The sequence below is a fragment of the Actinomycetospora corticicola genome (assembly GCF_013409505.1).
Classification (GTDB): Bacteria; Actinomycetota; Actinomycetes; order Mycobacteriales; family Pseudonocardiaceae; genus Actinomycetospora; species Actinomycetospora corticicola.
On sequence record NZ_JACCBN010000001.1, the window covers coordinates 3793085 to 3816858 of the forward strand.

20 protein-coding genes and 1 pseudogene are annotated in these 23774 nt (G+C 75.3%); 2 read left to right on the top strand and 19 right to left on the bottom strand.

The genetic code is table 11. From position 1 onward, the window contains the following. Window positions 1-47: 47 nt before the first annotated feature. From BJ983_RS18445 to BJ983_RS18465, 5 genes and pseudogenes are all read right to left on the bottom strand, one after another. Window positions 48-1523 carry a flavin-containing monooxygenase gene (locus tag BJ983_RS18445; protein ID WP_179795156.1) on the bottom strand — a complete coding sequence of 492 codons (1476 nt, stop codon included), beginning with the start codon at window positions 1521-1523 and terminating at the stop codon, window positions 48-50. Beyond that, a complete protein-coding gene (locus BJ983_RS18450; protein WP_343054245.1) occupies window positions 1520-2545 on the bottom strand; it encodes an FO synthase in 1026 nt (341 codons plus the stop codon). Before BJ983_RS18450 ends, BJ983_RS18445 begins: the two co-directional genes overlap by 4 nt. Window positions 2546-2568: 23 nt before the next feature. After that, window positions 2569-3702 (bottom strand): annotated as a pseudogene (gene cofG / locus BJ983_RS18455) (7,8-didemethyl-8-hydroxy-5-deazariboflavin synthase CofG); the annotation flags it as partial. Window positions 3703-3706: 4 nt separating this feature from the next. Then, the gene (locus tag BJ983_RS18460) at window positions 3707-5404 is read right to left on the bottom strand and encodes an ATP-binding protein (RefSeq protein WP_179795160.1); all 1698 of its coding nucleotides are present in this window, start codon (window positions 5402-5404) and stop codon (window positions 3707-3709) included. Next, entirely contained in the window at window positions 5401-6090 is a 690-nt protein-coding gene (locus BJ983_RS18465; protein ID WP_179795162.1) for a response regulator, read from the bottom strand. Before BJ983_RS18465 ends, BJ983_RS18460 begins: the two co-directional genes overlap by 4 nt. A 235-nt stretch (window positions 6091-6325) precedes the next feature. Between BJ983_RS18465 and BJ983_RS18470 the strand changes: the two genes are divergently transcribed. Together BJ983_RS18470 and BJ983_RS18475 are read left to right on the top strand one after the other, a co-directional pair. After that, a complete protein-coding gene (locus tag BJ983_RS18470) occupies window positions 6326-7318 on the top strand; it encodes an LLM class flavin-dependent oxidoreductase (RefSeq protein ID WP_179795164.1) in 993 nt (330 codons plus the stop codon). A gap of 32 nt (window positions 7319-7350) precedes the next feature. Beyond that, window positions 7351-8505, top strand: a complete 1155-nt coding sequence (locus BJ983_RS18475) for an MFS transporter (protein WP_218890343.1) — start codon at window positions 7351-7353, stop codon at window positions 8503-8505. Between the two features lie 68 nt (window positions 8506-8573). On the opposite strand, the gene BJ983_RS18480 is transcribed toward BJ983_RS18475, so the two are convergent. The 14 genes from BJ983_RS18480 to uraH all read right to left on the bottom strand — a co-directional run bounded on the left by BJ983_RS18480 (window position 8574) and on the right by uraH (window position 23707). After that, window positions 8574-9449, bottom strand: coding sequence for a hypothetical protein (locus BJ983_RS18480; RefSeq protein ID WP_179795166.1), 876 nt, complete (start codon window positions 9447-9449; stop codon window positions 8574-8576). Between the two features lie 117 nt (window positions 9450-9566). Further along, window positions 9567-10412, bottom strand: coding sequence for an ABC transporter permease (locus BJ983_RS18485; protein ID WP_179795167.1), 846 nt, complete (start codon window positions 10410-10412; stop codon window positions 9567-9569). Window positions 10413-10421: 9 nt separating this feature from the next. Then, the gene (locus tag BJ983_RS18490; protein ID WP_179795169.1) at window positions 10422-11192 is read right to left on the bottom strand and encodes an ABC transporter permease subunit; all 771 of its coding nucleotides are present in this window, start codon (window positions 11190-11192) and stop codon (window positions 10422-10424) included. Further along, a complete protein-coding gene (locus BJ983_RS18495) occupies window positions 11189-12019 on the bottom strand; it encodes an ABC transporter ATP-binding protein (RefSeq protein WP_179795170.1) in 831 nt (276 codons plus the stop codon). The genes BJ983_RS18490 and BJ983_RS18495 overlap by 4 nt, the downstream gene beginning before the upstream one ends. Next, window positions 12019-13101 (bottom strand): ABC transporter substrate-binding protein, encoded by a 1083-nt coding sequence (locus BJ983_RS18500; protein ID WP_179795172.1) that lies wholly within the window; start codon window positions 13099-13101, stop codon window positions 12019-12021. Before BJ983_RS18500 ends, BJ983_RS18495 begins: the two co-directional genes overlap by 1 nt. 177 nt (window positions 13102-13278) lie before the next feature. Then, a complete protein-coding gene (locus BJ983_RS18505) occupies window positions 13279-15984 on the bottom strand; it encodes a molybdopterin-dependent oxidoreductase (RefSeq protein WP_179795174.1) in 2706 nt (901 codons plus the stop codon). Beyond that, on the bottom strand, window positions 15981-16820 hold the full coding sequence (locus BJ983_RS18510) for an FAD binding domain-containing protein (protein WP_179795176.1): 840 nt from the start codon (window positions 16818-16820) through the stop codon (window positions 15981-15983). Before BJ983_RS18510 ends, BJ983_RS18505 begins: the two co-directional genes overlap by 4 nt. Before the next feature lie 13 nt (window positions 16821-16833). After that, window positions 16834-17313, bottom strand: a complete 480-nt coding sequence (locus BJ983_RS18515) for a nucleoside deaminase (protein WP_179795178.1) — start codon at window positions 17311-17313, stop codon at window positions 16834-16836. After that, entirely contained in the window at window positions 17310-18302 is a 993-nt protein-coding gene (locus tag BJ983_RS18520) for an isopenicillin N synthase family dioxygenase (RefSeq protein WP_179795179.1), read from the bottom strand. The genes BJ983_RS18515 and BJ983_RS18520 overlap by 4 nt, the downstream gene beginning before the upstream one ends. 97 nt (window positions 18303-18399) lie before the next feature. Continuing rightward, the gene (locus BJ983_RS32420) at window positions 18400-19656 is read right to left on the bottom strand and encodes a DUF6986 family protein (protein WP_218890345.1); all 1257 of its coding nucleotides are present in this window, start codon (window positions 19654-19656) and stop codon (window positions 18400-18402) included. Next, window positions 19653-21095, bottom strand: a complete 1443-nt coding sequence (gene alc, locus BJ983_RS18530) for an allantoicase (RefSeq protein WP_179795180.1) — start codon at window positions 21093-21095, stop codon at window positions 19653-19655. The genes BJ983_RS32420 and alc overlap by 4 nt, the downstream gene beginning before the upstream one ends. Further along, window positions 21092-22435 (bottom strand): allantoinase AllB, encoded by a 1344-nt coding sequence (gene allB, locus BJ983_RS18535; RefSeq protein ID WP_179795181.1) that lies wholly within the window; start codon window positions 22433-22435, stop codon window positions 21092-21094. The genes alc and allB overlap by 4 nt, the downstream gene beginning before the upstream one ends. 26 nt (window positions 22436-22461) lie before the next feature. Then, complete coding sequence (pucL, locus tag BJ983_RS18540) at window positions 22462-23358, bottom strand: factor-independent urate hydroxylase (RefSeq protein ID WP_179795182.1); 897 nt, start codon at window positions 23356-23358, stop codon at window positions 22462-22464. A gap of 7 nt (window positions 23359-23365) precedes the next feature. Beyond that, window positions 23366-23707 (bottom strand): hydroxyisourate hydrolase, encoded by a 342-nt coding sequence (gene uraH, locus BJ983_RS31780; protein ID WP_179795183.1) that lies wholly within the window; start codon window positions 23705-23707, stop codon window positions 23366-23368. Between the last annotated feature and the right edge of the window lie 67 nt (window positions 23708-23774).

Genomic DNA, 23774 nt, shown 5'->3' on the forward strand with positions numbered 1-23774 from the left:
CTCCCCGACGCCCAGTACGGGAGGGACCTACCCAGCGAACCGGACGATCACGCCGTCGCGGCCCCGGCCGTACCGAGATAGGGGCGGGGGTCGAACTCCGCGTTACGTTCCCGGAAGGACCGCGCCGAGCCCGGCCACAGCAGCGTGAGCCGCCCGCTCGCCTCGTCGACGTACCAGCTCCGGCAGCCACCGCGCAGCCAGACGGTGTCCCGCGCCGCGCGGTCGACGTCGCGGACGTAGGCGTGCTCGGCCGCGGCCGACACCTCGAGCGGACCGCCCGCCGCCCCCAGGTGCGCCAGCGCCCCGAGCACGTAGTCGATCTGCGTCTCGATCATGTAGACGGCGGAGTTGTGCCCGAGGCTCGCGTTCGGCCCGTCGAGCACGAACATGTTCGGGAACCCGTGCACCGCGGTGGACGCGTAGGCGCTCATCCCCTCCGACCAGTGCTGCGCGAGCGTCCCCGTCCGACCGTGCACGCGGTCGGCGTAGGGCTGGCGCGTGCTGTGGAAGCCGGTGGCGAGCACCAGGACGTCGAGGTCGTGGCGGCGCCCGGAGCCCGCGACGGCGGTCGAGGACTCCACCGAGACCAGCGCCGAGTCCTCCAGCGTCACGTGCGGCCGGTCCAGGGCGGGGTAGAGCTCGTCGGACAGCACGATGCGCTTGCACCCGATCTCGTAGCCGGGCGCGAGGCGTCGGCGCAGGTCGGGGTCGGTCACCTGGGCGTCGAGGTGGGCCCGGGCGCGGGCGCGGAGCTCGTCGATGGCCGGCCGGAGCCGGCGCCGCGCGGCGATCCCCCGCTCCGCCTCGTCGAAGATGTCCTCCCGGTGACGACGGGCTGCGCCCGGATCGCGGCTGAAGTGCGCGCGCTCCTCCGCGGTGTAGGGCCGGTCGCCGCGCTGCACCACCCAGGTCGGGGTGCGCTGGAAGACGACCAGCTCCCGCGCGCGGTCGGCCAGCTGCGGGATCACCTGGGCCGCGGACGCGCCCGTGCCCACCACGCCCACCCGGCGCCCGTCCACTCGCGTCGCCGGGTCCCAGCGCGCCGTGTGCACCACCGGACCCTCGAAGTCCCCGAGCCCCGGGATCGCGGGCAGCCGGGGCTCGGTCAGCCGCCCGGCCGCCAGCACCAGCACGCGGGCCCGCACGGTGCCGGCGCCCGTGCGGATGTCCCACCGGTCGCCGGTCCACCGCGCCCGGCTCATCTCGGCGCCGAACCGCACGTGCTCCGCCACGCCCTCGTCGGCCGCCGCGGTGCGGAGGTACTGCTGGATCTCCGCGCCGGGCGCGTAGACCCGCGACCAGTCCGGCGCCGGACGGAACGAGAACGAGTAGAGGTGCGAGGGGACGTCGCACGCCACCCCGGGGTAGCGGTTGTCGCGCCAGGTCCCGCCGACGTCGTCCGCCCGCTCGAGCAGCACGAAGTCGCGCCGCCCCTCCCTCCGCATCCGGATCGCCAGCCCGAGCCCGGCGAAGCCCGCTCCGACGATGGCGACCTCGACCTCGGTCGTGCCCGCGACGGTCATACCGTCACCCGCTCCGGCTCCACCTCGCCGTAGAGCGTCGTCCGCTGCCGCACCGGCCGGTCGAGCGCGCCGGCGATGTCGTGCACGTCCGCGGCGGTGAGCACGCGGCCCGCCTCCGGCCCCGCACCCGGGTCGAGGACGCCGTCGAGCAGCACCCCGCCGAGGTCGTCCGCGCCGCCCCGCAGCACGGCCAGCACCGTGTCGCGGTCGAGCTTGGGCCAGGCCGCCTGGAGGTGGTCGATCCGCCCGTGCAGCAGCAGGCGCGCGACCGCGTGCAGCGCCCGCGTCTCCCGCGCCGTCGCACCCCGCGCCGCGACACCGGGCGGGACGTCCACCAGCGGCATCGCGATGAGCTCGGAGAACCCGCCCGTGTCGTCCTGGACGGCCGCCAGCGCCCGCAGGTGCGCGACCTGCTGCGCCGCGGTCTCGACGTGCCCGTAGAGGATCGTCGCGGTCGAGCGCAGCCCCACGCGGTGCGCGGTGCGGATCAGCTCGACCCACCGGGCGGCGGGGATGTCGCTGCCGCCGGTCAGCGTGGTGCGGACGGCGTCGTCGAGGATGCGCGCGGCGGTGCCGGGCACGGAGCCCAGGCCGGCCGCGCGGGCCGCCGTCAGGAACGCCTCGACCGACGAGCCGCGCCGCGCCGCCGCGGCCTCGACCTCGGCGGGCCGGAAGGCGTGCACGTGCAGCGGGGCCCGGGCGGTGATCCGGGCGACCAGCTCGACGGCCGCGTCCGGGCCCGCCTCGTCGGGCAGCGGCCCCTGCAGGCACACCTCGGTGGCACCCAACGACCACGCCTCGTCGACGAGCGCGTCGAGGTGCTCGGGCTTCACGACGAGGGCCGGGTCGAGGTTCCGGTTGACCACCACGGTCAGCTCGTCGCCGACCGTCCGACGCCGGACGGAGTCGGCGAGCGCGGCGAGCTCCTCGAGCTCCTCACCGTCGGCACCGAGCAGCGCGACGTACCCGTCGTCGGGAAGACCCGCGGGGTCCTCCGCCGCAGCGCGCAGCCAGGAGCTCACTGCGGCGAGGCCAGACCGTCGGCGTCCGCCAGCTTCCCGACGACGGGTGCCACGGCCGGGTCGATCCACCCCGCCTCGCGCTGGAAGCGCGGGTAGACGGTGAGTCGCGGGCGCAGCGTGAAGCCGGCGCGGTCGGTGACCGCGGCGAGCGCGTCGAGGCCCGGCCAGGGGCGCTCGGGGTTGACGTGGTCGGGCGTCACCGGCGACACGCCGCCCCAGTCGTCGATCCCGGCGCGCAGCAGCAGGGCCTGGTCGTCGGCGGCGTCGTCGGCGTCCCCGAGCTCGCCCGCGAGGTTCGGCGGCGCCTGCACGGTGACGCCGAGCGGCATGAGCAGGCGGGCCACGGCCACCGCGGCGACGAACTCGTCGAACTCCGCGTCCGGCTCGCCGCGCATCGCGGTGTCCGGCTTCGCGCGGAAGTTCTGGACGATGACCTCCTGGAGGTGCCCGTACTCCTCCGCGAGCCGGGCCAGCGCGAGCAGGGACTCCGCGCGGTCGCGCAGCGACTCCCCGATCCCGACGAGGATGCCGGTGGTGAACGGCACCCGCGCCCGCCCGGCGTCGGCGATCGCCTCCAGACGCACCGCCGGGTCCTTGTCCGGCGAGCCGAAGTGCGCGCCGCCGGGCTCGATGAGCAGCGTCGACGTCGACTCGAGCATCATCCCCATCGACGGCGCGACCGGGCGCAGCACGGCCAGCTCGTCGGGGGTCATGACGCCGGGGTTGAGGTGCGGCAGCAGCCCGGTCTCGTCGAGGACCGCCTGCGCGGCGGCCCGGACGTAGTCGATGGTCGAGGTGTACCCGCGGGCGGTGAGCCAGTCGCCGGCCGCGCGCCAGCGGGCCTCGGGCCGGTCGCCGAGGGTGAACAGCACCTCCGCGCAGCCCTGGTCGGCGCCCGCGCGGGCGATGTCGAGGACCTCGTCGAGCTCCAGGTACGCCGCCGGCACCCGGCCCGGGACGGTGGCGAAGGTGCAGTAGTGGCACCGGTCGCGGCACAGCCGCGTGAGGGGGACGAAGACCTTCGGGCTGTAGGTCACGACGCCCGGGCGGCCCTCGTGCTCGAGGTGCGCGTCCCGACGCCGGGCCGCGCGGTCGAGCAGCTCCTCCAGCTCCTCGCCGCGGGCGGCGAGCAGACGCACGACGTCGTCGGTCGGCATGTGATCAGCCACCACCCGAACGTACGCCCGCCCCGGTCGCGACCGCATCGACGGCGGCCGGGAGCCGCACCGTGACCGTCGTCCCCTCCCCCGGCGTGCTCGTCACCCCGACCGTCCCGGACATGGCCTCCACTAGCCCCCGGACCAGCGCCAGCCCGAGCCCGGAACCCCCGGCGTCGAGCCCGAGCTGGTCGAAGGGCACGAAGAGGCGGTCCATGAGCGCGGGGGCGATCCCGGGCCCGCCGTCGCGGACGGCGAGCACCACCTCCTCGTCGTCCTCGTGCGCGGTGACCTCCACCCAGCCGTGCAGGTGGTTGTGGCGGATCCCGTTGGTCACGAGGTTGATCAGCACCTGCCGCAGCCGCCGGCCGTCGCAGTACGCCCCGCCGCACCCGGCGTCGGGATCGACGCGGACGCGGACGTCCCGCTGGGCGGCGAGCGGCGCGAGCAGTGCGGTCACGTCGGCGATCACCGCGCCCGGGTCCACCGGGGCGGGCGAGAGCGGCAGCGCCCGCGCCTCGAGGCGGGCGAGGTCGAGGACGTCGTTGACGAGGTCGAGCACGTGGCGGGCGGCGGAGTCGATGTGCCCGAGCGCCGCGCCGCGCCGCTCGGGGGGCAGGTCGAGGGTCCCGAGCAGCTCGGCGAACCCGACGATGGCCTGCAGGGGCGTGCGCAGCTCGTGCGAGAGCGTCGAGAGCAGCTCGGACTTGGCCCGGCTCGCGTCCTCGGCGACCCGCGCGGCGAGCTCGGCCTCGCGGCGGGCGATCCGGTCGCGCTGCGCGGCCCGTCGGGCGGTCACGTCCACGACGTTCAGGCTCAGGTGCCTCCCGGCGCCGGACCCGACGACGGAGGCACTGAGCGCGGCGATCAGGGTGCTGCCGTCGGCGCGCAGGAGGGTCACCTCGAGCGGGCCGGGACCGGACGCGCCGAACACCGGGGGGCCGCCGCGGCCGGCGAGCGAGCGCAGGAGCAGGCGGGCGCCGGCGCGGTCCTCGCGGCGGACCACGGCGGTGAGGTCCTCGACGAGCAGGTCGGCGGCGTCGCGCCCGACCATCCGGGCGAGGGCGGGGTTGACCTTGAGGAACCGCCCGTCGAGGTCGGTGAGTGCCATGCCCACCGCGTTGTCCTCGAAGGCCCGACGGAACCGCTCCTCGCTCTGGGCGAGCTCGCCGTAGAGCCGGTCGTGCTCGAGCGCGAGCGCCGCGAGGTCGGTGAACCGCGCGACCAGGCGGCGTTCGCGCTCGTCGGGGCAGTGGCCCGCCTCGTGGTAGACCGCGAACGTCCCGAGGACCTCCCGCCGGTCCGCCCGACCGAGCCGGATCGGGCTCGACCAGCACGACCCGAGCCCGTGCGGCAGGGCGAGCGACCGGTATCGGATCCAGCGTCGGTCGACGGCGACGTCCGCGGCGATCACGGCCTCACCGGTGTGCGCGGCGGTGCCGCACGACCCGGCGTCCTCCCCGATGGCGAGCCCGTCGATCGCGGCCGAGTACGCCGCGGGCAGCGAGGGGGCCGCGCCGTGGTGCAGCGTCCCGGTGGCCGGGTCGAGGACCAGGATCGAGCAGCGGCTGCCCGGGATCAGCTCCTCCAGCGAGCGCGTGACGGCCTCGAGGACCACCCCGCGCCCGGCTCCACCGGCGAGCAGCTCGAGGACCCGGTGCTGATGGCCGAGCAGCACCTGGGTGTCGTCGACGGCGGTCACGGGTCGAGCTGGTAGCCGACGCCGCGCACGGTGCGGATGCGCGGGCTGGCCACCGGGTCGGGGCGCAGCTTCTGCCGCAGCCGGTGGACGTGCTCGGTGACGGTGGCCTCCCCCTGCCAGCCCTCGCTGCGCCAGACCTGCGCGAGCAGCTGCGCCCGGGAGAACACCTGCCGGGGGTGCGCGACGAGGAACGCGAGCAGATCGAACTCGCGGGCGGTCAGCTCCACGGGCTCGCCGTCGAGCCGCACCTCGCGGGCCGCGACGTCGAGCGCCAGGTCCCCCGCGACGACGGGCGCGGTCGGACGCGACCGCCGCAGCACCGACCGGACCCGTGCGGCGAGCTCACCGGGCGAGAACGGCTTCACGAGGTAGTCGTCGGCGCCGAGGTCGAGCCCGACGATGCGGTCGGTCTCCCCGCTGCGGCCCGACAGGACGATCACCGGGAGCGACTCGGTGGCGGGGGCCGCGCGAACCCGCCGGAGCACGTCGAGCCCGCCCACGCCGGGCATCGTCAGGTCGAGCACCACGAGGTCCGGCGGCGTGCCGTCGATCGCGGCCAGCGCCGCGGCGCCGTCGCCGGCCTGGTCGACGGCGAACCCGTCGGACTCCAACTGCCACGACGCGACCGTCCGCACCGCCTCGTCGTCGTCGACGACGAGGACCCGCGGGGCGACGTTCGGGTCCACCCTGACCCCCTCCGCTGACTGATCGTCGATCGTGCCGGGCGTCACCGGCGGTCGACAAGGCCCCGGTCGGGCCCGCCGCGCGCCGTTGTGCCGCCGTTGATAAAGCGTTGTCAATCTTGTGAGGCGGGTCACCCATGGTGGTGCACTGCGGGAGCAGCGGCGCCCCTGTCGTGGTCGCCGCGCCCCGCGCCCGACGTCATCCGACCCGGATCGACCCTCCAGGAGGACCCACGACATGAAGCTCGCCCTCTACCTGCCGAACTTCCGCACCGAGGTGTCGATCAAGGAGCTCGAGGACCTGACGGCGCTCGCCGAGGAGCTCGAGTTCGACTCGGTGTGGACCCTCGACCGCATCGTCGTGCCCGCGGCCTCCGACCGCCAGGAGCTGCAGTACTCCTTCGGCATGATGGACGGCCTGCCCAACGCGCTGCCGGTCGAGTCGAAGGGCCGGTGGTTCCAGGGTTACCCGCTGCTGCCGTGGCTGGCCGCGAAGACCTCGAAGGTCCGCATCGGGCAGAGCATCATCGACACGCCGTTCCGCTCGCCCGGCGTCCTCGCCGCCGAGCTGGCGACCATCGACCACCTCTCGGGCGGTCGCCTCAACGTCGGCGTCGGCGCCGGCTGGATGCCCGAGGAGTTCGCCGCCGCGAGCGCCTCGAACATCTTCCCGAAGCGCCACAAGCACGTCCGCGAGACCATCGAGATCCTCCAGGGCGTGTGGGGCAACGACCACTTCGAGTTCCACGGCGAGTTCGCCGACTTCGACCCCTGCGGCTTCGGCCACAAGCCGCTCCAGTCGCCGCGGCCGCCGATCTTCATGTCCGGCCTCAAGGACCCGCTGCGGGCCGCGAAGCGCATCTCGAAGTACGACCTCGACGGCTTCATCGGCATCCAGGACTCGCCGACCAGCCTCGGGAAGTGGCTCACCGCCATCGACCAGCAGTTCGAGGAGATCGGCTCGGAGAAGCGCTCGAAGGACCTCGAGATCTGCTCGATGATCTGGACGGTCATCACCGACGTCGAGACCGACCAGACCGACGTCGGGGTCCCGACCAACCTGCTCGTCGGGACCGAGGCCCAGCTCACCGACCGGCTCAAGGCGTACAAGGAGGCCGGTCTGACCATGCCGCTGATCTGGCCGCCGTTCACCGACGTGCCCACCTCGAAGACGCTCGACGACCTCAAGCGGATCAAGAACGACATCATGCCGAAGGTCGAGGCCTCCTGACCTGACGCCGCATGTGGCACCGTCCGCGGGCGATGGACGCTCGCGGACGGGGCCTCGTGGCGCTCTGCGTCACCGAGATCACCAGCTGGGGCACGCTGTACTACGCGTTCCCCGTGCTGCTCGGGCCGATCACGGCCGACACCGGCTGGTCGTCCACGGCCACGGTGGGGGCCTTCTCGGCCGGTGCGGTCGTCTCGGCGATCACGGGGGTGGTCGTCGGGCGGCTGCTCGACCGCTTCGGGCCCCGCGGGGTCATGACGGCGGGGTCGGTGCTGGGGGCCCTCGGCCTCGCCGCGGTGGCGCTCGCACCGAGCCTGGTGGCGTTCTACGTGGCGTGGGTGGTCGTCGGCGCCGGCCAGGCCGCGACCTTCTACCCGCCGGCGTTCGCCGCGATCACCGGCTGGTACGGCCCCGACCGCCTGCGCCCGTTGACCACGGTGACCCTGGTCGCGGGCTTCGCCTCGACCGTCTTCGCGCCGCTGACCGCCGCGCTGGTCGGCTCCCTGAGCTGGCGGGAGACCTACCTCGTCCTCGCGCTGGTCGTCGCCGTCGTCGGCGTCCCGCTGCACGCGACGTTCCTGCGCGTGCCCTGGACCGCTCCCGCCGTGCGCCCCGGGACACCGGACGACGTGGCCCGGGCCGTGATCCGCTCGCCGCGCTTCCTCGGGCTCGCCGCGGTGATGGCGCTGGCCGGCTTCGGGCTCTACTCGGCCACGATCAACCTGGTCGGCCTGCTCGAGGCGCGGGGCGCCCCGCTCGGGCTCGCCGCGATCGGGCTCGGCCTCATCGGCGCGGGTCAGGTGGGCGGGCGGCTGCTCTACGCGCCGTTGTCCCGGCGCACCGCCCCGGGCGTCCGGGTCGCGCTGGTCGTCGCCGTGGGCGGGGCGCTCGTGGTGCTCGTGGGGGTGCTGCCCGGTCCGGTGGGCCTGGTGATCGCCGTCGCGGTGCTCGCCGGGGCCTGCCGCGGGATGCACACGCTGCTGCAGGCCTCCGTGGTCTCGGACCGGTGGGGCACGACCTCGTTCGGGCGGGTCAACGGGATCTTCACCGCGCCGACCACCGTCGCGGTCGCCCTCGCGCCGGCCGGTGGGGTCCTCGTGGCCGAGCTGGCGGGCGGGTTCCCGGCCGGCTACGTCGTCCTGGGCGCCCTGGCGCTGGTGGCCGGGGCCGTGGCGCTGGGGTTGTAGGGCGACTCGTCGAGGTGGCGCTCATCGGTCCGGATCGGGGTCGACAGGACCCAGGGACGCCGTCTCGATCAGAGCCGGGCACCGCGAGCGTTCAGTTCCTCCCGCACGCGCCGCTCGATCCACCCCGGTCGCGCGAGCTGGGTCTTCGTCATCACGATCACCGTCCACCCGAGTCGGCGCAGCGCCTCGATCCGGTCGATGTCGCGCCCACGGCGGTCGTCGGCGGTGTGATCGTGCCCGTCGTACTCGATCGCGACCCGGTACTCGGGCCACCCGAGATCGACCCGGGCCACGAACCGGCCCCGGTGGTCCCGGGCGACGTACTGACACCGCGGCCGGGGCAGACCGGCGGCCACGAGGCGGAGCCGGGCCCGGGTCTCCGGCGGTGACTCCGAGAGCCGGTCCATGGCCTCCGCGACCCGCACCAGCCGTCGTGATCCCCGGGACCGGCCCCGCTCCCGGGCGAACCGTTCGAGGTCCGGACCGTCGAAGCCCCCGGTCGCGCCGAGGGCGTCGACGGCGACCACCGCGTCCTCGAAGGGAGCGAGCCGTGCCAGGTCGTAGGCGGTCCGGAGCCTCGTGGTCACCCGGAACCCGTCCTCCTCCACGACGTCGGTGGTCGGGAGGAGTGCGTGGTGCACGACGGTGCCGGGTGGGGGCCGCATCCGGCGGCCGCTCACGGTGACCTCGGTCGGCGGCGCCGGTCGGGGCTCGACGTCGAGCCCCCACCACAGGCAGGCCGACCAGCCGGACACGACGGCGGTGGGTCCGGCCCACGTCGCGGCGACCATGATCGTCGTCCGCGGGGTGTCCTCGAGGGTGACCGGGACGTAGGTGTCGTACGCGACGTGCCGGTATCGGGGGCCCTTCAGGATCTGCCAGGTGACCTCGCCGCAGCGGACGGCGTCGGAACCACGGAACGGCCGGTTCGGGAGGATCGCCACACCAGCTCGGACTCCGCAGCCCGCGCTCCGGATCCATGTTCTTCACGAGATGGCGCTCATGGGTCCGGATCGGGGTTCGCGGAACCTATGAGCGCCATCTCGACGAGGCGACCCGGATCAGTCCAGGCCCATCCGCGCCAGCACCACCGACTCGACGATCCCGACGAGGGCGTAGGCGAGGATCGACACCGCCGTCACCACGGCCACCGAGGACCACATCTCGAGGTAGCGGAACCCGCCCATCGCCTTGAGCAGGGCCGCGCCGATCCCCTGGCCGGTGGCGAGCCACTCCGCCATCAGCGAGCCGACGAGCGCCCCGGGGACGCCGAGCCGGGCGGCCGCGAAGAACGCCGGCGCGGCCGAGGGCAGCATCACCAGGCGCAGCCGGGTCCACCGGCCGCCGCCGTACACGGCGACCAGTTCCTGGGCCTGGACCGAGGCCGACCGCAGCCCGTACACGAGGGTGACCAGCGCCGGGAAGAACACCACGATCGCCCCGATCACCGCGACCGCACCGAGGGTGCGCCCGAAGGCCAGCACGATGATCGGCGTCATCGCCACGAGCGGCACCGAGCGCAGCAGGGTGGCCACCGGCATCAGCGCCTGCTCGACCGACCGCGACAGGACGAACACCATCGCGACGGCGAGCGCGGCCACCAGGCCGGCGACGTAGCCGATGCCGGCGTCCCGCAGGGTGATGCCGAGGTTGCCGAACACCACGGCGCGGTTCGCCGCGGCCTGCGGCGCGGTGACGAGCCAGCCCCAGACGTCGAGCGGGGTCTTCCCGATCACCCGCCGGATGCCGAACACCTGCAGGAACCCGACCCAGAGGGCGAGGACCGCGACGATCGAGACCCCGACCGGCAGCAGCCGGCGCCCGAGCAGACGGAGCGCGCTCCCTCCTCCCCCGACGGCGGGTGGCGCGGCCGGCGCCGCCGTCAGCGGCGACTCCACGAGCGTCATCCATTCCTCCTAGGCCAGCGTCACGTCGGTCGCGCCGCCACGGGCCCACGGCGCCGCGACCCGGGCGAGCAGGCCGATCGCGACGTAGGCCAGACCGGCGACCAGGCCCGACACCAGGGCGAGGCCCCAGGTCCGCGGGACGAGGTACTGCTGCTGCGAGATCGTCATCGCCACCCCGAGCCCGGTGTCGACCCCGCCGAGGTACTCCCCGATGATCGCGCCCAGCAGCGCCGACGGGGCGGCGATCCGCAGGGCGGCCAGCACGGCCGGGACGGCGGAGATGAGCTGCACGTGCCGCAACCGCGACCAGCGCCCGCCGCCGTACACGGTGACGACGTCGAGCGAGGTGCGGTCGGCGGAGTTCAGCCCGAGCAGCGTCCCGATCACCGTGGTGAAGAAGCAGAAGATCGCGGCGAGCACGATCATCGGGGTGCGGCCGCCGAAGACGACCGTCACGATCGGGCCGATGGCGAGGATCGGCAGGCAGTAGCTGATCACCGCGATGTTCACGACGACCGACTCCAGCCACGGCAGCAGGACCACGAGCAGGGCCAGGCCGATCGCGAGCCCGTTGCCCCACAGGAACCCCTGCGCCGCCTCCGACACCGTCGCCGAGAGGTGGACCGAGTAGAAGCCCCACCCGTCGTCGACCACGCTCGCGACGACGGCGGGCGGGGTCGGCACCGCGCCGTTCGAGGCGAAGAGGGTCGCGGCCAGCAGCCACCAGACGGCGACGATCGCGAGGGTCCCGACGGCGCCGCCGAGCCAGGGGCGGGTCACGCGGGCTCTCCGGACCGGCCGAACAGCAGCTCGGAGAGCCGGTCGTGCAGGGCGTGGAACTCCGGCGTCCGCATCATCTCCGGGGTGCGGGGCCGCGGCAGGTCGATGTCGACCACCTCGACGATCCGTCCCGGCCGCGGGCTCATCACCGCGACCTGGTCGGACAGGAACACCGCCTCACCGATCCCGTGCGTGACCATCAGCGTGGTCGCGGCCTGGGTGCTCCAGATGCGCTGCAGTTCCAGGTTGAGCCGCTGGCGGGTCATGTCGTCCAGCGCGCCGAAGGGCTCGTCGAGCAGGAGGACCTGCGGCTCGAGCACCAGCGCGCGGGCGATCGACACCCGTTGGCGCATCCCGCCGGAGAGCTGGGCGGGCTTGGCGGACTCGAAGCCCTCCAGCCCGACGAGCGCCACGAGGTCGGCGACCAGCTCGTCCGGGTCCTTCGACGGCGTCGCCCCGGAGACCTGCAGCGGCAGCCGGATGTTGGCGGTCACCGAGCGCCAGGGCAGCAGCGCGGCGTCCTGGAACGCCACCCCGAGATCGCCGGAGCGCCGCAGCTCGGCGGGCGTGCGACCGGTGACGAGCGCCCGGCCCGCCGTCGGCTCGTCCAGCCCGGCGAGGATGCGCAGCACCGTGGACTTGCCGCAGCCGGACGGGCCGAGCAGCGAGACGAACGAGCCCTCGACGGTCCGGAGGTCGATCTCCTCGAGCGCCCGGGTCGCCCGCCGCCCGCTGCCGAAGGTCTTCGTCAGCCCGGTGACGTCCAGACCGGTGCCCACCGGTCGGGCGTGGACGGGGGTGGGACGCTCGGTCTCGCTCGTCGTCATCAGCTCTTCAGCGACGGGTCGGCCGCGTAGACCTCGGCGATGAGCGACAGGTCGAACAGCTGCTCCTTCGACACGGCGCTCCCGGCGAGCCGCAGCGCCTGCAGGTTCTCCTCGACGAGCCGGTCGGAGATCGTGAACAGGCCGTTCGCCCGCGTCTCGTCGGACACGACGAGGTTGTTCTGGTCGGTCGCCTCGAGCAGCTGCTCGGCGTAGTCGAGGTTCTGGTCCTTGCCGTAGTTCTCGACGGCGAGCCGGGTGGCGGCCGCCGGGTCGGCCACGGCGTCCTTCCAGCCACGGATCTCCGCACGCAGGAACGCCTTGAGCTTCTCCCGCTCGTTGTCGATCGTCTCCTGCAGCACCGTGACCGTCTCGGCCACCAGCGGCAGCCCGTGGTCGGCGAACAGGAACGACTGCGTGGCGAACCCCTTGACCTTGAGCGTGTTCGGCTCGTTGGTGATGTAGCCGAGGTAGCCGTCGACCTCGCCGGTCGTGAGCACCGACGGGTCGAACTGGACCGGGACCCGGTTGATCGACGCCGGGTCGATGTTGTTGGCCTTGAGCAGGCCGTTCCACACCTGGTCGTTGGAGTCCTGGACGCCGATCTTCTTCCCGACCATGTCCTGCGGGACCGCGATCGGCTTCGTGGCCGCGGAGACGATGCAGAACGGGTTCTTCTGGTAGGTCGCGCCGACGATCTTCAGCGGGGCGCCCTGCAGGATCGCGGGTGCGGTGATCACGGGGGCGGACAGGCCGGCCCAGCACTTGCCGGAGACGAGGTTGGTCTCGACGCCCGTGGAGGCCGAGCCGCCCGCGAGCAGGTCGACCCCCTCGAAGCCGGCCTCCCGGTAGTAGCCCTTCGAGTCGGCCACGTACTCGCCGTTGAACTCGGTGTTCTTGATCCACGACAGCTGCAGGGCCACCCGGCCGTACTGGTCCGAGCCCGGCGCGGCGGGAGCGGCACCGGAGTCGGAACCGCCACCGCACGCGGCGAGCAGGGCCCCGCCGCCGAGCGCGCCGGCGGCCATCCCGGACCAGCGGAGGAAGGATCGGCGGCCGAGCAGTGGACCGGCGGTCGGGGGCACGTGACCTCCACAGGTGGGGAGCGGCCGGACCCGGGCTCGGGCGGCGCGGCAGGGAACCTAGGAAGGCGGCGTGACATCCGCGTTTCACGCATCGTTCGCAGACGTGACGTCACCGGGCGGAACGGACTCGTCACCCGGGCGGCTACGCCGGTCGGCCGAACCGGCGCCGCGTCCGACCTACGCCGGGAGGTCGGCCTCCCGGCAGAGCTCCCACACCCGGTCGCGGGTCATCGGCAGCCGACGGGGTCGGACGCCCGTCGCGTCGCGGATCGCGTTGGCGATCGCCGGGGCCACCGGGTTGTAGGGCGACTCGCTCATCGACTTGGCGCCGAACGGGCCGAGGGAGTCGACGGTGTCGGCGAAGAGCACCTCGGTGCGCGGCACGTCGGCGAACTGGGGCAGGTGGTAGTCCCGCAGCACGCGGGTGGTCACGCGCCCGTCGTCGTCGAGCCGGATCTCCTCGTACAGCGCGGTGCCGAGCCCCTGCGCGACCCCGCCCTCGACCTGCCCGCGGCACTGCTGCGGGTTCACGACCACGCCGGCGTCGGCCGCGTGCACCGAGCGCAGGATCCGCACCTCGCCGGTCGCGGTGTCGACGGCGACGCGCACCGCGTGCACGTTGAAGGCCACCGACCGCGGGCTGCCGGTGTGCTCGCCGGTCCCCCGTGCCCCGGCCAGCTCGGCGAGGGCGACGACGCGCCCGTCCGGGGCGGTGACACCGTCCGGGCCGATCCGGCAGCCGTGCTCGTCGACCCCGAGCCGGTCGGCGGCCCGCGCGCGCAGCCGGGCCGCGAGCGCCTCCGCCGCCCGGAGGACGGCGGTCCCGGCGACGACCGTGCCGGTGGACCCGAAGGCGCCCGTGTCGACGTCGACCGCGTCGGTGTCGCCGCCGCGGAGGACGACCTGGTCGGGGTGGGCGTGCAGGACGGTGGCGGCGACCTGGGCGTGCACCGTGGCGGTGCCGTTGCCGAACTCCGCGGTGCCCACGTCGACCCGGTAGCGCCCGTCCCCGTCGAGCGTCACGTGCGCCTGGGCCCGGTGGCCGCGCGGCGGGATGGTGGCGATCATCGCCGCGGCCATCCCCTCGCCGACCCGCCACGTCGGGCCGGTCGGGGCGGGCTCGACGTCACGCCCGAGGGCCTCCCGGGCGAGGTCCAGGCAGTCGGGCAGGCCGTAGGACCCGAAGGCCAGGTCGTCGGGGTGCTCGACCGGGTCGGCGGAGGCCACGAACGGCTCCCCGGGGCGGACCGCGGCGCGTCGACGCAGCTCGAAGGGGTCGAGGCCCAGCTCGCGGGCGAGGTCGTCGAGGGCGGACTCGATCGCGAACTGCACCTGCCCCAGGCCGTACCCGCGGAAGGCGCCGGAGGGCGGCGTCGTCGTGTAGACGGCCTCGGCGTCCACGCGCTTGTGCGGAGCCGAGTAGAGGGCCATCGACTCGTGGCAGCCGTGGAACATGACGCCGGGCGAGTGGTTGCCGTACGCCCCGGCGTCGGAGAGGACGTCGACGCCGAGCGCGGTGAGCGTCCCGTCCGGCCGCGCGGCGACGGTGGCCGTGACGCGCATCGGGTGGCGGGTGGGCGTGGCCGTGAGCGACTCGCTGCGCGTCAGCTCCCACTGCACCGGGCGCCCGGTCACGAGGCTCGCGACGGCCGTGAGGTCCTCGGTGAGCATCTCCTGCTTCGACCCGAACCCGCCGCCGACACGGCCGGCGAGCACCCGCACCGACTCGCGGGGCCGTCCGAGCAGGCGTGCGAGCTCGTCGCGGACGAGGAAGGGCACCTGGGTGGAGGTCCGGACGACGAGCCGGCCGGCCTCGTCGGTCCACGCGCGGCTGGCGTGGGTCTCCAGCGACGCGGGCGACACCCGCCCGGTGCGCCACGTGCCGGTGACGACGGCCCCGCCCGCCCGGCGGGCCTCCGCGATCCCGACGGCGAGGTCGCCGACGCCCTGGTGCAGGGCGGCCACCACGTTGCGCGCCGGGTCGGCGATCCGGCTGTCCGGCCCCTTGTCGCCGTGGATCGGGGCGGCCTCCCGGGCGGTCTCGACGTCGAGCACGGGCGGCAGCGGCGTGTACTCCACCACGACCGCGCGGGCGCCCGCCTCCGCCGCGGCGAGGTCGGTCCCGACGACGGCCGCGACCCGCTGGCCGTGGAACCGGACGACGTCGTCGAGCACCCGGGTGTCGTCCGGGTCGTCGAGCCGGCTCTCGTGGCGGGCGGTGGAGAAGAGCGTGGCCGGGGTGTTCTCGTGGGTGAGCACCGCGAGGACGCCGGGGACGGCACAGGCGGCCCGGGTGTCGATCCGGGTGATCCGCGCGTGGGCGTGCGGGCTGCGCACGACGACGAGGTGCGCCGTGCCGACCGGCGGCTCCCCGTCCAGGGTGTACGGCTCGGCGCCGCGCACGACCCGCTCCGCGGCGGGCGCCGACGCGGACGCGCCGACCGGGCCCGCGGCCGTGGCGGTCCGCCCGTCGAGCGCGTCGGCGATCGCCCGGTAGCCGGTGCACCGGCAGAGGTTGCCCTGCAGCGCGCGGGCCCGACGGGCGGGATCGGCCACGCGCTCGGCCAGGCCCGCCGCCGTGACCACCATCCCCGGCGTGCAGAACCCGCACTGGAACCCCGCCGCGGCGACGAAGCGCGGTCGGGGGTCGTCGGGGCCCTCCGGGAGCCCCGCGGCCGTCGTGACCACCGCGTCCGCCGCCCGCACCGCGGGGTAGAGGCAGGAGTGGACGGGCGTCCCGTCGACCAGCACGGTGCAGGCGCCGCAGTCCCCGGCGTCGCAGCCCTTCTTCACGGCGTGGTGGCCGTGGTCGCGCAGGTAGGTGCGCAGGCACTGCCCGGCCCGCGGAGGGGCCGGGACGGGCTCCCCGTCCACCGTCGTCATGCCCCGTCCCCCAGCTCCCGGCGGATCGCCTCGGCGTCGCGCAGCGTCATGGCCCGCCGCCAGGCGGGCGCGCCGTGCGGGTCGTCGTACCAGCGGAGCTCGGCGCCGAGCGCGTCCACGTCGGCGGCGAGGACCTCGGCGGTGGGCAGGTCGGGGTAGCGCAGGACGGCGGGCCGGGGCAGCGACGCGGTCACGGCGAGCACGAACCCGCCGTCGGGATCGCGGCGGCCGGCGAGCAGCGCCGCCGAGCGGCCGAGCGGGGACAGCGAGGCCCGACGCAGCGCGGTGCGGGCCCGCAGGGCCGAGGCCGGGAGGCGGATCGACCGCAGCACCTCACCGGGCGCGAGCGACGTGCGTTGCGCGCCGACGACGAGGTCGACGACCGGCGCCGTGCGCACCCCGCCGTCGGGGGTCCAGACCGTGGCCCGGCCGTCGAGCACCGCGGCCAGCGCGACCATCGGCGCGGCCGGCAGCGCGAGGCAGACGTTCCCGCCGACGGTGGCGGTGTGCCAGATCTTGCGGGAGCCGACGAGCGCCTCGCAGCAGCCCGCGAACAGCGCGACGGCGGGCCACTGCGGGAACGACGACGGGTCGAGGTCGGCCAGGGTCGCGAGGGTGGCGGTGGCGGCCAGGGTCAGGCCGTCGGCGTCCGCCGCGACCGGAGCCCAGTCGAGCGCGGTGAGGTCGACGAGCCCGGCGAGGTGGTGCTGCGGCGCGGAGAACAGCCACGACCCGCCGCCCAGCACCGCCCGGTCGGGCCCGAGGGACGGCTGGAGCGCGCGCAGCGCGTCGTCGTCGGCGGGGCGGGCGTACGTCCCGACCGTCAGCAGGTCCATGGCTCCTCCCGGCTCAGTAGTGCACCCGGTCGGTCTTCGCGAGCCAGGCGTCGAACGGCGCCTGTGCGTCCAGCTCCAGGCTCGACCCCATCGCCTCCACCCGGGTCGGCCAGGTCCCCGGGTCGGTCGCGAAGAGCTCGTAGAACTCCCGGTCGTCGAACCCGCCGCGGGCCGCGTCGTGCCGGTCGGCGGCGAAGACCACGCGGTCGAGCCGCGCCCACAGCGACGCGGCGACGCACAGCGGGCAGGGTTCGCAGCTGGTGTACAGCGTGGCCCCGGCGAGGGAGAAGTCCCCGCGGTCCCGGCACGCCGTGCGGATCGCGGTGACCTCGGCGTGGGCCGTGGGGTCCATGTCCCGGGTGACGCGGTTCTGCCCGCGGGCGACGACGACGCCGTCGGCCACGATCAGGGCGCCGAAGGGTCCGCCGCCCTCGGCCACGTTGCGCTCGGCGAGGGCCACCGCCTCGCGCAGGAAGGTCTCGTCGTCGCTCATCGGGCCGCCTCCTGGACGCGGGCGGCCTCGCGCTCGGCCCCCGCCGTCAACGCGCCCTCCCGGCTGCCGCCGAGCTTCGCCGCGAGGTGCGCGGCCACCGTGGTCGGCGGGTAGGGCCGCGCGCCGGCGAGGGGCAGGGTCTCGACGACGGCGTCCGGGTCGCCGTCGTGGAAGAACGCCGCGGACCGCCGTCGCCGGACCCGGCCGTTCTCGATCGGTGGTCGCACCCGGTGCAGCGTCGAGCGCCACCGGTCGCCCGTGAGCCGCGCGGTGAGGTCGCCGAGGTTGACCAGGAGCGCGCCCTCGTCGGGCACGACGTCGTGCCACGTGCCGTCGTGCAGCACTTGCAGACCGGCCACGCGGTCGGCCCAGAGGACCGTGACGAGGCCGTAGTCGGTGTGCTCGCCCATGCCGGTCAGGTCGGCGTCGTCGGGGAGGTCCTGCTCGGCCAGCGCGTAGTGGTTCAGGCGCAGCACCTCGACGGGGTTCCTCGCGAGCCGCCGCAGCGCCTCCCGGTCGCCGAGGGCGTCGCCCAGCGCGGTCGTCAGCGCCCCGGCCACCCGCCGGGCCTCGTGGACCCACCGTTCCACCGCCTCCCGGAAACCCGGCAGGTCCGGCCAGACATTGCCGTCGCCGCCATCGGGCGGTCCGTCGGCCGCCGTCCCGACGTTGAAGGCCTCGAAGAAGTCGTTCATCCGCGCCCGCTCGAGGCCGAGGCTGCGGCTGAGCGACTCGCTGCGGGGCGGGCTGTAGCCGCGGTTGGTGCCGTCTGTGACCACCAGGTCCCGCTTCGTCTCCGCGGGCAGGGCGAAGAAGGCGTCGAGGGCCTCGGTGAGCCGGGCCACCGACCGCGGACGGACCCCGTGCCCCACCACCTGCACGAAGCCGACCGTGCGGCAGGCGTAGTCGAGGGCGATGGCGGTCCGCGGCCGGTCGGCGGGGTCGCCGTCGAGGTACGGGCCGAGATCGACCGTGGGGACGACGAACATCGGGCCTCCCGTGGATCGGTTGCCTACCGGTGCCGGCCACGGTGCCGTGAGCGGTCACTCTAGGCGTCCGCGTCGACGGTCGCGTGACGGTCGTGGTTCAGACCTCGACGTCGATCTCGTCGGCGTCCACCGCCCCGCAGGCGATCCCGCGACGCAGGAAGCCGACGAGCGCCCGCTCGGTCGCCGGCTCGTCGAGCGTCCCCGACGACGCGCCCGCCCGGTAGGCGCGCAGCCGGTCGACCGCGGCCCGCAGGCCGGCCCGGTGGAAGGCCGTCACGACGACGAGCCGCGCCGGGACCATCCCCGGGTGCATGTCCCAGCCCTGGCCGATCCCCAGCTCCAGGGCGCGGCGCACGATGCGGGCCTGGATGCGCCAGGCCGCGAGCACGTCCGTGCGGTCGCCGACGGGCAGGACCGCCGAGGAGCCGTCGCAGACCGGGACGCCGGCGGCCGCGCCCGCGACCTGCATCGCCGCCTTGGCGTGCTCGGCGGCGGGGTGGTCGGCGCGCTGCTGGTCGGGGGCGATGCCGAGCGCCGCCGAGTAGTCGTAGGTGCCGTAGTGCAGCCCCGCCGCCCGCGGACCGGCCGCCGCGACCAGCGCGTCCACCCGCTGCGCGCCCCGCGGCGTCTCGATCTGCAGCTCGAGCGGGACCGGGCCGATCCCGTGGTGGGCCTCCAGCGCCGTGCACGCCGCCACGAACGCCGCGACCTGCTCGGGCGCCGACACCTTCGGTAGCGTGACCCGCAGGCGCCCCGGGTCCCCACCCGCCGTCCGGAAGGCGTCGGCGAACAGCGCCCAGGACCGCAGCCCCCGACGGCGGGTGGCGCGCTCCATCGACTTCACGCGCGGCCCGGCCCGCTCCGGGGCGCGCCCACCGGCCAGCAGTGCGGCGACCGCACGTCCCGCGCCGACCGCGGCGGCGTCCTCCTCGTCGTCGGGGCGGTGCCCGAAGCCGTCCTCGAGGTCGGCGCGGAGGTCGGCCACGGGTCGGTGGTCGAGCGTGCGGGCGGCGCGCGCCACGGCGTCGGCCAGCGCCGCGGGCGGGACGCCGAGGACGTCGGGCAGCTCCGGGTCGTCGGCGTGGGCGGCCAGGAGCCGGGCGGCCTCGTCGCCCCAGGCGCGGGCGGTGTCGGCGGTGACCCGGTCGGCGGGGACGTAGCAGACGTGCACCGGTTCGGGCCCGCGCGCGGCGAGGCGGGCCCGGGCGGCCTCGTCGGCGTCCAGCGCGGCGTCGGTGGCCGCGAGCCGGACGTCGATCTCGTCGAGGAGCCCCCGTCCCGGTGGCAGGAAAGCGTCGTCGCTGTCACCCGGTGACGGCAACGACGCTTTCCTGCCACGGGGGGTGGGGGTCACGGCGTCCACAGCGCCCGGAGCCGGAGCGCCGTGATCTCCGCGAGTTGCGCCCGCACCACGCCGGCCTCGGTCGCGGCGTCGTGGGTCAGCCGCTCGCGCAGCAGGGCGAGCATCTCCGCCCCGGAGCGACCCGCGGCCCGCACCAGGTAGACGTGGCCGAAGCGCTCCTCGTAGGCGCGGTTGCCCTCCGCGAGCGCCGCCCGGTCCGGGTCGGCGACGCCCGCCTGCTCCCGGCTCCCGGTCCGGTCCTGCGGGGCGCCGATCCGGGCGTGGCCGGCGAGCGCGGCGGCGAGCTCGGCGTCGTCGAGGGCGAGCACCCTCTCGGTGGCGGCCGCGACGAGCGCGTCGGGCGTGCCGTAGGGCCGGCCCGCCGCGACCGCGGCCGACCACCCGGGCGCCGCACAGCAGCCGAGCAGGACCGCCTCGGCCACGGCCGCGGGAACGGCGTCGAACCGCCGCAGACCGGCTGCGGCGGTCGCCTCCGCGGTCGGGCGCCCGAGCAGCCGCAGCCGCGCGAACCCGCCGTCGGGACGGACCTCGACCCGCACCCGGTCGACGACGAGGTCGGCGTCGAGGCCCTCCGCGGCGCCGAACCAGTGCTCGGTGTCGGGTTGCAGCGGGGTCTCGCCGAGCAGCTCGTGCTCGCCGTCCGCGCCCACCGCCACGAGCCGCACCGTGCCCGGCGCGTTGCCGACGAAGTGCGTCGTGTCCACCACCGCCTGGTGCACGTGACCCGCGGCCCCGAGCCCGACGTCGACCCAGTCGAACCCGCCGTCGCGACGACGCCGGGTCTCCCAACCCTCGCCCATGTGCGCGGCCGAGCGCGGCAGCAGCAGGTTCTCCGGCGGCGAGTAGTGCCGGTTCGAGGCGTCGAGCACGCGCCCGCCCGCGGCGAGCGAGGCGAGGTCCACCCCGATCCCCCGCCAGCGCCGCACGTCGGGCAGGACCTCCCCGAGCACCCGGAGCCGCGCGACCCCGCCGTCCGGACGGATCCGCAGGCGCACGTGCGTCGCGGCCCGGGGCACCTCGGCGTCGACGTCGTGCGCCGTGTTGCCCTTCAGGTCCGTGCCGCACAGCCGTTCCCACGGCGCGGCCACCACGGTCGCGGGGGTGCGGCTCCCCTCCAGCCAGCAGGTGTCGACCTCGGCGGCCACCGGGTGGTTGCCGTCGAAGAAGGCGGTGTCGACGACGACGCGATGCACGATCCCCGGCAGGCCGAGGCGGACGACGGCCCAGTCGTCCCCCGCCGCGCCGAGGTCGTCGCGGCGCCGGCGGGTCTCCCAGCCGTCGTAGACCTGACCCTTGTGCCCGAACGTGTGGGCGGCGTGCGTCGGGGCCGCCGCCGTCACGAGGTTCTCCTTCTCGGCGAACGTCTCGTCGCTGGCGGCCACCACGCCGCCGCCGACGGCGCGCGAGGCGAGGTCCACGAGGTCGGTCATCGGGTGTCCTCCGGGAGCAGTCGGCCGGCGCCCGTCGTCGGGCCCTCGGCGCCGCGCAGCCAGACGCGGCGGACGGCGCCGCGCAGCGCCATGCCGGCGTAGGGGGTGATCCGGTGGCGCTGGTGCAGCGCCGCGGGGTCGACCTCGTCGACCTCGTCCGGGGCGAACGCGACGAGGTCGGCGTCGCGGCCGACCTCGATGGCACCCTTCCGCCCGAGGCCCGCGAGCCGCGCCGGAGCGGCGGCCATCCAGGCGACGACGTCGTCGAGCGTGTGGCCCCGCGCCGCCGCGCCCGACCACACGACCCGGAGCGCCAGTTCGAGCGAGGACACCCCGCCCCAGGCGGCGCCGAAGCCGCCCTCCTTGAGGTCGGGCGGGCAGGGCGAGTGGTCGGAGACGACGGCGTCGAGCCGCCCGGCCGCGAGCGCGCCCCAGAGCAGCTCGCGGTTCGACTCCGACCGCACGGGCGGGCAGCACTTGCCCGCGGTGCTCGCGAGCGTCTCCGACGCGAGCGCCAGGTAGTGCGGGCAGGTCTCCGCGGTGATCGTCACGCCCGCGTCGCGCGCGACGGCGATCTCCTCGGCCGCCTCGAACGCGGAGACGTGCAGGACGTGGACGTGGGCGCCCGTGCGGCGGGCGACGCCGGCCAGGCGCAGCACCGCGGTGGTCTCGGCCCCGGGCGGGCGGGAGGCGAGGAACGAGCGGTAGTCGGGCCCGGCGGGCGGCGACTCCGACAGCACCCCGTCGTCCTCGGCGTGCACGATCAGCGGCACGCCCAGCGCGGCGCACGTCGCGGCGGCGACCTCGAGGTCGTCGTGCGAGACCGGCGGGAACTCCGGCACCCCGGAGTCGGTGAGGAAGCACTTGAACCCGCGCACCCCGGCCTCGACGAGGGCGGCCATGCGGTCCGGGTCGACGCGACCGGCGGCGTCGGGCACCCCGTCGCGCAGCGGCACCGCCCCGCCCCAGAACGCGACGTCGACCGCCACCTGCGCACGGGCCGCGTCCCGCTTCGCCGCCAGCGCGTCGGGGTCGACCGTCGGCGGGATCGAGTTCAGCGGCATGTCCACGAGCGTCGTGACCCCGCCGGCCGCCGCGGCGGCGGTGGCGGTGGCGAACCCCTCCCAGTGGGTGCGGCCGGGCTCGTCGACGTGCACGTGGGAGTCGACCAGCCCGGGCAGCAGCACCTCGTCGTCGGCGAGCTCGACGACGGGGCCGTCGACCGGGGCGTCGTGGTCGGCGACGGCGGTGATCCGCCCGGCGGAGACGGTCACGACGGCGGGGGCGGTGCCGCCGGGCAGGACCACCCGGCGGGCGCGGACGACGAGATCGTGGGGCATCGCCGCCGGAGCCTAGAGGGGGCGGCTCAGCAGAAGCCCGCGATCCCCGCCCACGCGGCCTCGTCGGCGGGGACGTCGTCGCGGGTCACCGTCGCCTCGATCAACCCGTACGGCCGGTCGGCGGCGTACCAGACCTCGTTCGGGTTCTCGAGGCCCCACGGGGAGAGGTCGACCAGGAAGTGGTGCTTGTTGGGCATCGAGAACCGGATCTCGGCGATCTCCGGGTGCTCCTCCAGGACCGCGGTGCCCATCGTGTAGAGCGTCTGCTGCAGCGAGAGGCTGTGGGTGGACGCGAAACGGTCGAGCATCGTGGCCCGCACGCCCGCGAACGCCTTGTCCCAGTCGACGTCGGTGCCGACGTAGCGCCACCGCGAGGACACCGAGGTGGCGAGGATGCGGTCGGTCGTCTCCACCAGCGAGGTGTAGGCGACCTGGGGGAACCCGTGGAACTCGCTGCCGGTGCTCTTCAGGACGACGAGGTCGGTGAGGCCGGAGATGACGGTCTCGGTCTCCCCGTGCTTGGTGACGACCACGGTGCGCGTCTCGGTCCCGCCCCGCACGAAGGCGTGGTCGTGGGGGCCGTCCGCGGTGTCGATCCGGTCCCACGAGACCTGCTCGATCTCCTGGCGCGCGCCGGTCACCTGGGGGTGCTCGGGCGACACGAAGTGCCGGGCCATCCGCAGCGCGAACTCCTCGATCGCGCCGACGCCGCCGGTGCGGGCGAGCGCGTAGACGGTGTTCTTCTGCGTGTCGGTCGCGATCACCGAGGCGTTCGAGCCGGTGTGGAAGGTGTCGGCGAAGTCGCCGATGAGCTGGCTGGTGACGGTCACGTCGGTGATGACGTGGCGCGGCGTCGACCGGTCGACGTGCACCAGCCGCACCTCGGCCTTGCCGTACTGGTTGGTGCCCAGGACGAAGCCCACTGCGCGATCAGCTCCCCAGGTAGGTCGTGTGGGAGAACGGTCCGGCGAGGACGGGCAGGTGGTAGTGCGACCGCGCCCCGTCGAGCCGGACGTGCACCGTGATCCGGGGGTGGAACACGGTGCCGTGCGTCCGGGTCATGTAGGGGGCGACGTCGAGGGTCAGCGTCACCTCGCCCGGACCGAACGGCTCGTCGTTGAGCTCGGCGACCCGCCCGTCGGCGTCGGTGGTGCCGCGGCCGAGGACCGTCCCGTCGTCGTCCCGCACCAGGACCACGGGCACGCCCGGCGCGGGCACCCCCGCGGCCACGTCCAGCACGTGGGTGGAGAGACGTTCGATCGGTCCCGGCACGGCAGTCCCTTCGCGACGACGGGTCGAGGCGACAGTGAAGGCCACGCATGTTGCCGCCGGGTGACCG

What these genes read in the sequence shown, in the direction of transcription:
- BJ983_RS18515 (WP_179795178.1), bottom strand. Translation starts at nt 17,313, where the DNA reads ATGAGCGACGACGAGACCTTCCTGCGCGAGGCGGTGGCCCTCGCCGAG.
- alc (WP_179795180.1), bottom strand. Translation starts at nt 21,095, where the DNA reads ATGACCGACCTCGTGGACCTCGCCTCGCGCGCCGTCGGCGGCGGCGTG.
- BJ983_RS18475 (WP_218890343.1), top strand. Translation starts at nt 7,351, where the DNA reads ATGGACGCTCGCGGACGGGGCCTCGTGGCGCTCTGCGTCACCGAGATC.
- BJ983_RS18445 (WP_179795156.1), bottom strand. Translation starts at nt 1,523, where the DNA reads ATGACCGTCGCGGGCACGACCGAGGTCGAGGTCGCCATCGTCGGAGCG.
- BJ983_RS18495 (WP_179795170.1), bottom strand. Translation starts at nt 12,019, where the DNA reads ATGACGACGAGCGAGACCGAGCGTCCCACCCCCGTCCACGCCCGACCG.
- BJ983_RS18470 (WP_179795164.1), top strand. Translation starts at nt 6,326, where the DNA reads ATGAAGCTCGCCCTCTACCTGCCGAACTTCCGCACCGAGGTGTCGATC.
- allB (WP_179795181.1), bottom strand. Translation starts at nt 22,435, where the DNA reads ATGCCCCACGATCTCGTCGTCCGCGCCCGCCGGGTGGTCCTGCCCGGC.
- BJ983_RS18505 (WP_179795174.1), bottom strand. Translation starts at nt 15,984, where the DNA reads ATGACGACGGTGGACGGGGAGCCCGTCCCGGCCCCTCCGCGGGCCGGG.
- BJ983_RS18510 (WP_179795176.1), bottom strand. Translation starts at nt 16,820, where the DNA reads ATGGACCTGCTGACGGTCGGGACGTACGCCCGCCCCGCCGACGACGAC.
- BJ983_RS18485 (WP_179795167.1), bottom strand. Translation starts at nt 10,412, where the DNA reads ATGACGCTCGTGGAGTCGCCGCTGACGGCGGCGCCGGCCGCGCCACCC.
- BJ983_RS18520 (WP_179795179.1), bottom strand. Translation starts at nt 18,302, where the DNA reads ATGTTCGTCGTCCCCACGGTCGATCTCGGCCCGTACCTCGACGGCGAC.